The sequence below is a fragment of the Clostridium fessum genome, assembly GCF_027698965.1.
Taxonomy (GTDB): domain Bacteria; phylum Bacillota; class Clostridia; order Lachnospirales; family Lachnospiraceae; genus Otoolea; species Otoolea fessa.
The window spans coordinates 240-13,135 of sequence record NZ_JAQEQF010000003.1; the positions used below are offsets into that span (position 1 = coordinate 240).

Genomic DNA, 12,896 nt, shown 5'->3' on the forward strand with positions numbered 1-12,896 from the left:
GAGGCCGCGGGTTCGAGTCCCGTCTCGCGCTCTTTTTTATTTCTAGGATTTATGCGGGTTCCGAGGTTTTCGGAGCCCGCTTTTAATTTACATAGAATTGCTAAAAGTTTTTACTGAAGGTTTTGTATTATCATTCCGTATATGCTTGCTGGAAGAAATTCAAGAAACGAAGAAAAATGAAGGAAAATGCGTGATTTTTTTAATTTCCACTTGCATGTATACCTTGCCTGTGATATAGTATAAAGGCTGAAAATTCACGCCGGTCGGATTTGCGCAGGACGGTGCTCATTATGAGTCCCCGCGGAAAGCATGAGAAGACGGCGGAAGAAAAACCAAAATTGGAGGAAAGAAACATGAGCGTTATTTCAATGAAGCAGTTACTCGAAGCAGGTGTACATTTTGGACACCAGACCAGAAGATGGAACCCGAAAATGGCTCCGTACATCTACACCGAGAGAAATGGTATCCACATCATCGACCTTCAGAAATCTGTAGGTAAAGTAGATGAGGCTTACAAGGCAGTATCCGATATCGCAGCAGACGGCGGCACAATCCTGTTCGTTGGTACAAAGAAGCAGGCTCAGGACGCTATCAAGACCGAGGCTGAGAGATGTGGTATGTTCTATGTAAACGAGAGATGGTTAGGCGGTATGCTGACAAACTTCAAGACCATCCAGAGCCGTATCGCTAGATTAAAACAGATCGAGGCTATGTCTGAGGACGGAACTTTCGACGTTCTGCCGAAGAAAGAAGTTATCGAGCTGAAAAAAGAGTGGGAGAAGCTGGAGAAGAACCTGGGCGGTATCAAAGATATGAAGAAGATCCCGGATGCTATCTTCGTAGTAGATCCGAAGAAGGAAAGAATCTGCGTACAGGAGGCTCATACTCTGGGTATTCCGCTGATCGGTATCATCGATACCAACTGTGATCCGGAAGAGCTGGATTATGTAATCCCGGGTAACGATGATGCTATCCGTGCCGTAAAACTGATCGTTTCCAGAATGGCAGACGCTGTTATCGAAGCTAAGCAGGGCGAGGCTGAGGCAGCTGCAGCAGAGGGCGAAGCAGAGGCTACAGAGGCTTAATTAACCCCAAAATTAAAAACTGAAACCAAAAGACCAGGAGCACGCCGCGGTTTTCCGCATAAAAGCGTGCTCCGCGCGGGTATACGAACGTGTACCTGAATTTATATACACGGAGGGATTTAAGATGGCAGTTACAGCCGCAATGGTAAAAGAGTTACGTGAAATGACAGGCGCTGGTATGATGGACTGTAAGAAAGCTCTTGCAGCTACAGATGGCGACATGGACAAAGCTGTTGAGTTCCTGAGAGAAAAAGGACTTGCAGGCGCTACTAAGAAAGCTGGCCGTATTGCAGCAGAGGGTATCGTTATGACTAAGGTTACCGCTGATGAAAAGAAGGCAGTTGTAGTAGAAGTAAACGCAGAGACAGACTTCGTAGCTAAGAACGAGAAGTTCCAGAACTATGTATCTGATGTTGCTGAGCAGGCGCTGAACACAAGCGCAGCAGATATTGACGCATTCTTGGCTGAAAAATGGGCAAAGGATCCGTCCCTGACAGTTGCAGAGGCTCTGTCTTCCCAGATCTCCATCATCGGCGAGAACATGAAGATCCGTCGTTTTGCTCAGTTAGCTGAGGAGAACGGTTTCGTTGCTTCCTACATCCATGCAGGCGGCAAGATCGGCGTTCTGGTAGACGTTGAGACTGACGTTGTAAACGATGCAATCAAAGAGATGGCTAAGAACGTAGCTATGCAGGCTGCAGCTCTGAAACCGCTGTACACCAACGACAGCGAAGTAGATGCAGATTACATCGCAAAAGAGAAAGAGATCCTGACTGTAGCAGCTAAGAACGAGAAGCCGGACGCAAACGACAAGATCATCAGCGGCATGGTTATGGGTCGTATCAAGAAAGAGCTCAAAGAGATCTGCCTTCTGGATCAGGTATATGTTAAGGCTGAGGATGGCAAGCAGAGCGTAGCTCAGTATGTAGCTCAGGTTGCTAAAGAGAATGGTGCGAAGATCACTGTTAAGAAGTTCGTTCGTTTTGAGACTGGTGAAGGTATCGAAAAGAAGGAAGAGAACTTTGCAGAGGAAGTTGCAAAGCAGATGGCACAGTAAGCGAACTACTTGTTGTAACTTCATATAACTTATTAGAAAGTGCTGAACCCCAGTATTTATGTAGGGTTTCAGCACTTTTTTATGTACTGTTTTTTGATACTTTTTTATATAACTTGTTGCAATTTATTATATCTTCTTATGCGAATTGTGTAAAAAAGTGTGTAGTGAGTTGTGTAGAGGTTTTGGGGGATTTGTGTAATAACACGAATGGAACGCCTCAGCTGATTGCAGACGCGCCTTTGCAGTCTGCTCAGCATTACATTTACCGGTCTCAGGATCCCATTAGCGATTCTTTTGGGTGGCATTATGGGACTCACCGGAATCTGGCGGGCGCTTACGCTGACCTTGATCGTGAAAGGATAGGGGATAAAAGTGTACCAGAAAGTCACACTTGAAAATTCCGCCAGATGCGTTATAATAAGTCTGGCGATGGTTCAGCAGGGAAACATTGCAAATTTGATAAAAACAGGGGAGCTCGTTGGCGGGCTGAGAGGAAGTAATCGAACTTCGACCCTTTAACCTGATGCGGATAATGCCGTCGTAGGAAGTCATGAGATGAATTTTTACAGGAGATATCCGCAGGGGTATCTCCTGTTTTTTCATATAACAGGAAAATCCGTTGAAATTTCCTGTTATATAAAAAGCCCTACCGGGCGGGATCGCACTGCGGCGGAAGGGAATCATGTCGCAAGCGACCGCGCTCGGCGCGGGAATGTGCCAGGGCACATTCTTTTAAAATTAAATTCTTTGAAAGGGGGAACGTATTCCGCATGTGTGCGGCGAGCTGAGGGGGAGCGCCCTGGGCTTTGTAGGCAGCGATGGGAAGCCGTGTTCCGGCGTGAGAGGATACCAGAGAGTATCGACCGAATTTCATGCAGAAAACGTAAATTATTCGTAACTGTTCAAGAATATCAAAGAAACAGAACAGTTGCAAATTTTCAAAGAAGGAGAAGAAAAATGAATAAGACAAACACGAAAAAACTGGCGATTGCGGCTGTATTCTGTGCCGTTGCCGTCGTAGGAAGTTTATTTTCCGTTCCGGTGTTCGGAAGCAAGTGTTCCCCGGTACAGCATATGGTAAATATCCTGTGTGCCGTTCTTCTGGGACCGGGCTATGGACTGGGAGCGGCCTTTGCAGCGGCGCTGATCCGAAATCTGTTAGGACTTGGAAGCCTGATGGCATTTCCGGGCAGTATGTTTGGCGCCCTGATCTGCGGACTGGTTTACAAGAAAACGCAGAGTGTGTTCGCAACTTTGATCGGTGAGGTGCTTGGAACGTCCATTCTGGGCGGATTTGCGGCATATCCGGTGGCGGTTTTCCTGATGGGAAAGAGCGCGGCGGGACTGGCTGTCTATGCCTATGTGGTTCCGTTTTTGATCTCGACCGCGGGAGGAGCGATCATAAGCGCGGTTCTGATTTTAAGTTTAAAGAAAGCCAATATTTTAGCAGGAATGCAGGAAGCACTGAGAGAGGAGAAGCCAGCACATGTTTAAAGAAATATTTGATAATGTAAGAGAAAAATGTCCGTTAATCCACAACATTACGAACTACGTGACTGTCAATGACTGTGCCAACGTGGTACTCGCATGCGGCGCGTCCCCGATCATGGCGGATGATAAGGACGAAGTTTCGGATATCCAGACCATCTGCGGCGGACTGAATATCAATATCGGCACATTAAACAGCCGGACCATCGAATCCATGCTGCTTGCCGGAAAGCGGGCAAATGAGCTGGGTCATCCGGTAGTTTTAGACCCGGTAGGCGCCGGTGCGTCGAAACTCAGAACAGAGACCGCCAATCAGCTTTTAAAGGAAGTCAGGTTTACCGTGATCCGCGGGAATATTTCGGAGATTAAGACACTGGCACTTGGAAATGGAACGACGAAGGGCGTGGATGCTGATCTGGCAGACCGGGTGACGAAGGAAAACCTGGACGAGGCGGCAGCTTTTGCGAAGGCATTTGCCGGAAAGATGAACGCGGTCGTTGCGATCACCGGTGCGATCGACATTGTGGCGGATGCGGAGAATGCATACTGCATTTACAACGGTCGTCCGGAGATGTCTTCCATCACGGGAACCGGCTGTCAGCTCTCGGCTCTGACGGCGGCCTTTGTGACAGCCAACCAGGAACAGCCGCTTGAGGCAGCTGCTGCGGCAGTCTGCGCGATGGGACTGGCCGGGGAGACGGCATACGCCCGTTTAAGTGAACTGGACGGCAATGCGACTTATCGGAATTATATCATTGATGCTATTTATCGCATGAACGGAGAAGCGCTGGAGGCTGGAGCAAAATTTGAAGTAAGATAATAGAGCTTTAGTGTCCGTTTTTATAAGAACAGCTGAGAAAAGGAGGAAATGCAGATGAACTGCAGACCGGAAGATATGCTGCTTTACGCGGTGACAGACCGCGCATGGCTGAAGGGGGAAACTCTGGAGAGTCAGGTTGAGAAAGCTTTGAAGGGCGGGGCGACGTTTGTCCAGCTGAGAGAAAAGGAGCTTGACGAGGCGGAGTTTCTGGAGGAGGCAAAGAAGCTTAAAATGCTTTGCAGAAAGTATCAGGTTCCGTTTGTGATCAATGACAACGTGGAGATTGCCCTGGCGGTGGATGCGGACGGCGTCCATGTGGGACAGAGCGATATGGAAGCGGGAAAGGTCCGGGAAAAGCTGGGACCAGATAAGATCATCGGCGTTTCCTGCAAAAATGTAGAACAGGCGCTTCTTGCGAAAAAGCATGGGGCGAATTATTTGGGAGTCGGAGCCATCTATCCGACGGGAACCAAAAAGGACGCCGATGCCGTGACGCCGGGGATGCTTTCCAAGATCTGTCAGGCAGTCGATATTCCGGTTGTTGCGATCGGCGGACTGAATAAAGAACATCTGGAACTGTTAAAAGGAACAGGTGTGGACGGCATTGCAGTGGTCAGCGCCTTGTTTGCGGTCGATGATATTGAAAAGGCAGCAGAGGAACTGAAGGAAGCTGTAAAAAAGGTTCTGTAAAGATGAAAACGTTGTCATTTTGTCAAAAAAATGGCATGAAAAAGTTTATAAGAAAAAGCTTGTGAAAAAAGCTTCATAAAAAAATGGTAAGAAACTTTGCAAAAAGTTTTTTATGGCGGCACATTGGGGGCACCACCTTGTGTCGCCTTATAAAAGTTATTGATGCCTGAAAGGAGTTAATTATGAAGACAGCATTAACAATCGCTGGAAGTGATTGCAGCGGAGGCGCCGGTATCCAGGCCGATTTAAAGACGATGATCGCCAATGGAGTATATGGAATGAGTGCGATCACGGCGCTGACGGCCCAGAACACAACCGGCGTCCAGGGGATTTTTGAGGTAACCCCGGAATTTCTGGAACAGCAGATTGACAGCGTATTTACGGATATTCGTCCGGATGCGGTAAAGATTGGCATGGTTTCATCAACCGGACTGATCAAGTCGATTGCGAAGAAGCTTTGTGAGTACCAGGCAGAAAACATTGTTGTGGACCCGGTTATGGTGGCGACGAGCGGAGCAAAGTTAATCAGCGACGACGCCATCGATACCTTGAAAGAATCGCTTTTTCCATTAGCGGCGGTTCTGACACCGAACATTCCGGAGGCGGAGGTCTTATCGGGAATGGAAATTAAGTCTGCCGACGATATGATTACGGCAGCAAAATGTATCAGTGAAACGTACCATTGTGCGGTTCTCTGCAAGGGTGGACATCAGTTAAATGATGCCAACGATCTTTTATACCGGGACGGCGGATACCGTTGGTTTAACGGAAAACGCATCCACAATTCCAACACCCATGGGACGGGCTGTACCCTGTCCAGCGCGATTGCATCCAATCTGGCGAAGGGCTATGATCTTGACACCGCGGTGGAACGTGCCAAGGCATATATTTCCGGCGCACTGGGAGCGATGCTGGATCTCGGCAAAGGATCCGGTCCGATGGATCATGGATTTGATTTCCGGGGAAAAGGATTTGCGGAGGAACGCGTATGACAATGACAGAGAGGCTTTTGGAAGCCACAAAGGAGATCTGGGCTGGTTACAATGAAAAACCGTTCGTAAAAGGCATTGCGGACGGCAGTCTGGATCATGATAAATTCAAATATTATATGATACAGGATTATCTGTATCTGATTGATTACACAAAGGTGTTTTCCATCGGGGCGGCAAAATCAACGGATCTCGCATTTATGCGCCTGTTTGCCGGATATACCCACTCGATTCTGGATGGGGAGATGGATATTCACCGTGCTTACATGGAACGTTTGGGGATAACCAGAGAAGAGGCGGAACAGACGCCGGTCGCTCTGGATAACCTTTCTTATACTTCTTATATGCTTCGCATCGCTTATGAGGGGGGCGCGCCGGAGGCGGCAGCAGCGATATTGTCCTGCGCCCTCAGTTATGAATGGATTGCGAAGAAAATCGCAGCAGACAGACCGGATGCCGACAAACATCCATTTTATGGGGAGTGGATCCGGGGATACGCTTCCGAGTCTTACCACAAGGAAAATGAAGTCCTTGTAGAGTGGATGAACCGTCTGGCAGAGGATCTGTCTGAGAAACAAAAGAAACATCTGGTGGATATTTTTGTGGCCTGCTCCCGCTATGAAGCGGCATTCTGGGATATGGCGTGGGAAATGAGGCGGTAAATATGCTTACATTTGACAATGTGCGTTTCCAATATGCGGTAGAGGATTTTTCGATCATTGACCATCTGTCGTTTGAAGTCCAGGATGGGGAGTTTGTGTCCATCATCGGCGCTTCCGGCTGTGGAAAAAGTACGATCTTCCGGCTGGTAAATAAGCTTCTTACCCCGGCTTCCGGTGTGATCCGGGTGGATGGGGAATCGATCGAAACGAAGAAAAATTACTGCGGATATATGCCGCAGCAGGATCTGCTGTTTCCATGGCGCACCGTGCGGGAGAATCTGATGCTTCCGATGGAGATTCAGGGCGGATATTCGAAGGAACAGATGCAGAAAAAAGCGGATGATGCGCTTCGATCGGTTGGACTTGCAGACTGGGGAGATAAGACGCCGAAAGAGCTTTCCGGCGGTATGCGCCAGAGAGCCGCCTTTGCGAGAACGGTTCTGACGGGTTCAGACCTTCTGCTTTTGGATGAGCCGTTTTCAGCCCTGGATTATCTGACAAGACTGTCTATGCGGGAGTGGCTTCTGGAACAGTGGGAGAAGGAGAAAAAGACGGTTGTTTTCATCACGCATGATGTGGAAGAAGCGGTGTTTCTGTCCAGCCGGATTCTCGTGGTGGAACAGTCACCGATCACACATCTGCGCTCCATCGAGGTCCCGGCGGGATATCCGCGATCCCGGGAAGAGCTTCGCAGACCGGAGATTCTGTCCTTAAAGGAAGAACTGATCGGAATGCTTAAGAAGGAGAAGGCGTGATGGAACAGAAAAAAACAAATAAAATGGGAAGCCGGATGAATGCGAATCTTCCAGCCCTGATTCTGGTGGCGGTGCTTCTGTTTACATGGCAGGCAGCGGCTATGGGGATTGATGCAGCCTATATTCTCCCGTCTCCGGTTCAGGTGGTTGTACGGCTGTGGGAACTTCGGGGTCCATTATTTACGGCACATCTGCCGGCGACGATGTCGGTAGTTGCGATTGGACTTTTGATCTCGATCGTGCTGGGCGTGGGACTGGCTGTGCTGATGGATGCCAGTGAGACGGCAAGAAAGGCGCTGTATCCGCTGATCATCGCCTCGCAGACGATCCCGACGACGGCGCTGGCACCGCTGTTTGTCCTCTGGTTTGGCTACACGATCTGGAGCAAGGTGCTGGTAACGGTGCTGATTACGTTTTTCCCGATCACGATCACGGTATTTGACGGGTTCCGGTCGGTGAAGACGGAAATGGAAGAACTTTTGTTTACATTTGGCGCGGATAAGCGTCAGATCTTTTTGAAATTAAAGATTCCGGCGACGCTTCCGTACTTTTTTTCAGCGATCAAGATGGCGGTACCGCTGTCGATCATCGGAGCGGCGATTGGAGAATGGCTGGGCGCTCAGAGCGGACTCGGATATTTCAGCCGGAGAATGATGACCCAGTTAGATGGAGCCGGTGTATTTGCACCGATTCTGCTCCTATCGGAAGTGGCGATGGCGGCAACGTGGATTGTCTCGCTGCTTGAAAAGCGGATGATTTTCTGGAGGAATGAGTAGGAAATTGTGATATAGGATGAAATTTTGAAGTATGTGTGCGGATATTGAAAAGTCTGTATTTTTGAAATGTGTGCTGCAGACCGAAAAAAGTGTATTCACAAAAAAGCTACTCGTGAAGAAGTGCAGATCTTTGAGATTGGTATGTGAATCCAGCAAGTCATATGCCAAAAGAACTGGAAAACAGGTAAGTGATAGGGAAATATAAACGGAAATTTGTAAAAATGAAAGGATATGAGATGAAAAAACGAATGAAAATGGCTGCCGCAGTGATGGCAGCAGTGATGGGAATGATGACACTTGGCGGATGTGGAACGGCCAGCGAAAAGAGTGAGACAGCTGCTCAGGCAGAGGGCACGGATGCGAAACAGACCTCGGAAGATGGAAAAAGTCAGGATCTTAAGGAGATCAATGTGGTTCTTGACTGGTATCCGAATGCGATCCATACCTTTATTTATACGGCGATCGAGCGCGGTTATTATGCGGAAGAAGGACTGGATGTGAAAGTGCGTTTTCCGGCCAATGCGAACGATGCGTTATCACTGGTAGCGGCTGGAAAGGCGGAGATCGGCATGTACTATCAGCAGGATGTGATCCAGGCGGTTGCCAATCAGGGAACGAAGATCAAATCCATCGGTGCGATCGTGCAGTCCCCGTTAAGTGTCGTTCTTTCTTTAAAGGATAAGAATATCACAGGACCGGAAAATCTGGTTGGAAAAACCGTTGGTTACGGCGGAACAGCACTCAGCGAGGCGGTTGTCAAGAGCATGATGGAATATGTGGGAGCGGATGCATCGGATGTAAACCTGATCGATGTCGGATTTGAACTGATGAGTTCTATGACGACCGGCAATGTGGATGCGACGATCGGATGCCTTGTTAACCATGAGGTTCCGCAGATGGAGGAAGAGGGCTTTGATGTCAACTACTTCATGGCAGCTGGATATGGAATCCCGAATTATTATGAGGAAGTATTCCTTGCCAACAACGAAATGATCCAGCAGGAGCCGGAAGTTCTGGAAGGATTCTTACGCGCATCGAAGAAGGGCTTTGAAGACTTTAAGAACGATCCGAATGGCTGCCTGGCAATCCTGATGAATAATCAGAATGAGGAAAACTTCCCTCTGACCCAGAGCGTGGAGGAGAAGTCCTGTGAGACACTTCTGCCGCTCATGGAGAGCGATGAGGTTCCGTTTTTGACCCAGACCGAAGAGTGCTGGCAGGAAAACATCGACTGGATGAGCGAGAGCGGGCTGATCGATAAGAAAGTGGATGTTTCGGATGTGATGGTAAACCTGCAGGAGTAAGAGCCAGAAGTAGTCAGAGACTGGCTGTTTGCGCAGAGCAAGTAAATTTCCGGAACTGGAAATTCTGGTGTTTAACATATATATGCAAGACAAGAATGGTAACAGAGTTACTGTTCACGGGTAGGCACTTTTGGAACCGAAAGTGCCGTGAGAAAACGTGGTGGCAGCAGGAATTTGCCGTATTTAAATGCGAAGCCACGGCAAATTCCGTTACTGGGCACGTATGCGTGTACAGTAAACAACAGGGCGTTACTGGGGAAGATGGAGTCTCAGAATGTTGACAGTCTGCCAGCCAGGATATATAATATTTTCGTAACTGTTCAGTACCTTAACAGTCACGCGCAAAAATCCATTAAAGAAAAAACACCAGAATGGAAGGGGAAACAAATAGATGAAGAAAATTATTTTAACCGGCGATCGTCCTACCGGGCGCTTACATGTCGGACATTATGTTGGCTCTCTGAGCGAGAGAGTGAGACTTCAGAATTCCGGCAAATTCGACGAGATCTATATTATGATTGCCGATGCGCAGGCACTGACGGACAATGCCGATCACCCAGAAAAGGTGCGTAAAAATATTCTGCAGGTTGCCCTGGACTATCTGGCTTGTGGAATTGACCCGGAGAAATCCACCATCTTTATCCAGTCGATGGTGCCGGAGCTGACAGAGCTTACTTTCTACTATATGAACCTGGTTACGGTATCCCGTGTACAGCGAAATCCTACCGTAAAAGCAGAGATTCAGATGCGTAATTTTGAGGCAAGCATTCCGGTTGGATTCTTTACTTATCCGATTAGCCAGGCGGCGGATATCACTGCATTCCGCGCGACGACCGTTCCGGTTGGAGAGGATCAGATGCCGATGTTAGAGCAGTGCAAGGAGATCGTCCACAAATTCAACAGCGTGTACGGCGAGACTCTGACGGAACCGGAGATCCTGCTTCCGTCCAACAAGGCATGTCTGCGTCTGCCGGGTATCGATGGAAAGGCAAAGATGAGCAAATCGCTTGGAAACTGCATCTACCTTTCTGATTCGGAAGCAGATGTGAAGAAGAAGATCATGTCCATGTTTACAGATCCAAATCACCTGCGTGTCGAGGATCCGGGTAAAGTCGAGGGCAATCCGGTCTTCATCTATCTGGATGCATTCTGCCGTCCGGAGTATTTTGCAGAGTTCCTTCCGGATTACCAGAACCTGGACGAGCTGAAAGCGCATTACCAGAGAGGTGGTCTGGGCGATGTGAAGGTGAAGAAATTCTTAAACAACGTCATGCAGGCTGAACTGGCTCCGATTCGCGCGAGACGCCAGGAATGGGAGAAGAGAATCCCGGATGTATTTGACATCTTGAAAGAGGGAAGCAAGGCAGCAGAGGCGAAGGCTGCTGAGACACTTCGCGATGTGAAGGCTTCGATGCGGATCAATTACTTTGATGATGACAGCCTGATTGATACGATCGAGGACTAAGATAAAAAGTGGAAATTCGGCGTGGCTTTCTGGAATGCCGGGAGTGTGCTGCCGGAAATAAATTGAATTAAGAAATAGAGAAAAGTCTGTCTTTTGGCATGGGAAAGGTGTCGGGGGACAGGCTTTTTTGCGTGATTCCCACTTAAAAACGGTTTACATAGTCCCTAAAATTCGATATAATAGTCCATATTGCGTTATAACGCAAGGCTATATCAAATATGAAATGAAAGAATACTAAGAGGGCTACACATGAGTAAAAACAAACAATGGGCGAGTAAGCTGGGCTTTATTATGGCGACGGCTGGGGCGGCGATTGGATTGGGAAATCTGTGGAAATTTCCATATCTGATGGGAAAGAACGGTGGATTTCCATTTCTGGTTGCGTATCTGTTTTTTATCGTCGTTCTCGGACTGCCGGTTATGATCACGGAAATGTCCCTGGGACGGAAGACGCGGCATGATCCGGTGCAGGCATATGCGGACATTCATCCGCACGCACGGATTGTCGGTATATTCGGCGTACTGGCGGCGTTTATTATTTTGAGTTATTACAGCGTCATCGGCGGCTGGATTTTAAAGTATATTGCCAGCTATGTGACGACGGCGGCAGCGCCGGATTTTAACGCCTTTATCGGCAGCAGCGAGCCGGTGATCTGGCATATTGTATTTATGGCAGCGACTATAGCTGTCTGCTATTTTGGCATCAATGGCATTGAGAAAGCGAGCAAATTGATGATGCCGATGCTTCTGGTTCTGTTATTTGTCATCATTTTCAGAAGCGTGACGCTTCCGGGAGCTTCGAAAGGACTGTTATTTATCTTCCAGCCGGATTTTTCGGCGTTCACGCTTTCTTCTGTCAGCGCGGCACTGGGACAGGTGTTTTATTCCCTGAGTCTCTGTATGGGTATCACGATCACCTACGGAAGCTATCTGAGTGGAAAGGAAAATATTCCAAAAAGCTGTATGATCGTCGGTGGTCTGGACACCGTGATTGCGGTTCTCGCGGGTATCGCGATCTTTCCGGCAGTATTTGCCTTCGGTCTGGAGCCGGGACAGGGACCGGGACTGATTTTCGGCACACTGCCGATGGTATTTGCGAATATTGCGGGGGGAACTTTCTTTGCAATCCTGTTTTTTGCGCTGGTTTTTTTCGCAGCCGTTACGAGTGCGATCGCACTTCTGGAAGTCTGTGCCTCTTTTGCGATTGATTCGCTGGGCTGGGAACGCAAGCATGCGGCGCTTGTGATTGGTACGGCGATCACGCTGCTTGGCATTCCGAGTGCGCTGTCCTTCGGCGTCCTGAGTGATGTCACAATCCTGAATCAGTCGGTCTTTGATTTCGCCGGACTGGTAACGGATAATATTCTGATGCCGCTCGGTGGACTCACGATGTGCTACTATGTAGGCTGGAAATGGAAACCGGAGTATCTGCTTGCGGAGATCGAGGCGGACGGTACGAAATTCCGTCTGGGAAAACTCTGGGTGTTCTGCATCCGATTCCTGACGCCGATTATGGTGGGAATCGTCAGTGTAACTGGATTTTATAATTTGTACTTGGCGATTCGGTAGGAAGAGCGGTTTTGTTGACAAAAACAGGAAATTGCCGTATAATTTGTTAAAGTTCAGACAAGGTCATGGAAATAGGGATAGGATGTGCTTGACGGTGGATCAAGGGCGGAAAAAGACCATTTGTGTGATAATCTGAATGGACAGACAACTTGGGGAAACTTGAATATAAGACAATTAAATTATGGGGATACCGCAGAATGACAAGGATGTGATTAGGCGGTGTCCCTACTTCGACT

General features: G+C 48.4%; 12 protein-coding genes and 1 riboswitch. All 12 genes read left to right on the forward strand.

Annotation, left to right across the window (positions count from 1 at the left end):
• Positions 1-353 precede the first annotated feature (353 nt).
• The 12 genes from rpsB to PG862_RS04650 all read left to right on the forward strand — a co-directional run bounded on the left by rpsB (position 354) and on the right by PG862_RS04650 (position 12,660).
• Positions 354-1,085: a 30S ribosomal protein S2 gene (rpsB, locus tag PG862_RS04595; protein WP_022359217.1), complete on the forward strand. Its 732-nt coding sequence runs from the start codon at positions 354-356 to the stop codon at positions 1,083-1,085.
• Positions 1,086-1,209: 124 nt separating this feature from the next.
• The gene (tsf, locus tag PG862_RS04600) at positions 1,210-2,142 is read left to right on the forward strand and encodes a translation elongation factor Ts (RefSeq protein ID WP_117796323.1); all 933 of its coding nucleotides are present in this window, start codon (positions 1,210-1,212) and stop codon (positions 2,140-2,142) included.
• A gap of 457 nt (positions 2,143-2,599) precedes the next feature.
• A riboswitch (TPP riboswitch) is annotated at positions 2,600-2,706 on the forward strand.
• Positions 2,707-3,099: 393 nt separating this feature from the next.
• Complete coding sequence (gene thiW, locus PG862_RS04605; RefSeq protein WP_117796324.1) at positions 3,100-3,636, forward strand: energy coupling factor transporter S component ThiW; 537 nt, start codon at positions 3,100-3,102, stop codon at positions 3,634-3,636.
• Positions 3,629-4,450 carry a hydroxyethylthiazole kinase gene (thiM, locus tag PG862_RS04610; RefSeq protein WP_118683844.1) on the forward strand — a complete coding sequence of 274 codons (822 nt, stop codon included), beginning with the start codon at positions 3,629-3,631 and terminating at the stop codon, positions 4,448-4,450. The genes thiW and thiM overlap by 8 nt, the downstream gene beginning before the upstream one ends.
• 54 nt (positions 4,451-4,504) lie before the next feature.
• Positions 4,505-5,140, forward strand: coding sequence for a thiamine phosphate synthase (thiE, locus tag PG862_RS04615; RefSeq protein WP_270706689.1), 636 nt, complete (start codon positions 4,505-4,507; stop codon positions 5,138-5,140).
• Between the two features lie 182 nt (positions 5,141-5,322).
• The gene (gene thiD, locus PG862_RS04620; protein ID WP_270706690.1) at positions 5,323-6,132 is read left to right on the forward strand and encodes a bifunctional hydroxymethylpyrimidine kinase/phosphomethylpyrimidine kinase; all 810 of its coding nucleotides are present in this window, start codon (positions 5,323-5,325) and stop codon (positions 6,130-6,132) included.
• Positions 6,129-6,791, forward strand: a complete 663-nt coding sequence (gene tenA / locus PG862_RS04625; RefSeq protein WP_107000374.1) for a thiaminase II — start codon at positions 6,129-6,131, stop codon at positions 6,789-6,791. Before thiD ends, tenA begins: the two co-directional genes overlap by 4 nt.
• A 2-nt stretch (positions 6,792-6,793) precedes the next feature.
• Positions 6,794-7,546: an ABC transporter ATP-binding protein gene (locus PG862_RS04630; protein ID WP_117796328.1), complete on the forward strand. Its 753-nt coding sequence runs from the start codon at positions 6,794-6,796 to the stop codon at positions 7,544-7,546.
• Positions 7,547-7,581: 35 nt separating this feature from the next.
• Positions 7,582-8,322 (forward strand): ABC transporter permease, encoded by a 741-nt coding sequence (locus PG862_RS04635; RefSeq protein ID WP_118742722.1) that lies wholly within the window; start codon positions 7,582-7,584, stop codon positions 8,320-8,322.
• A 236-nt stretch (positions 8,323-8,558) separates the two neighbouring features.
• Entirely contained in the window at positions 8,559-9,626 is a 1,068-nt protein-coding gene (locus tag PG862_RS04640; protein WP_233430188.1) for an ABC transporter substrate-binding protein, read from the forward strand.
• Between the two features lie 391 nt (positions 9,627-10,017).
• Positions 10,018-11,091 (forward strand): tryptophan--tRNA ligase, encoded by a 1,074-nt coding sequence (gene trpS / locus PG862_RS04645; protein WP_117796329.1) that lies wholly within the window; start codon positions 10,018-10,020, stop codon positions 11,089-11,091.
• Positions 11,092-11,340: 249 nt separating this feature from the next.
• Positions 11,341-12,660 carry a sodium-dependent transporter gene (locus PG862_RS04650; RefSeq protein ID WP_117796330.1) on the forward strand — a complete coding sequence of 440 codons (1,320 nt, stop codon included), beginning with the start codon at positions 11,341-11,343 and terminating at the stop codon, positions 12,658-12,660.
• Positions 12,661-12,896: the final 236 nt, after the last annotated feature.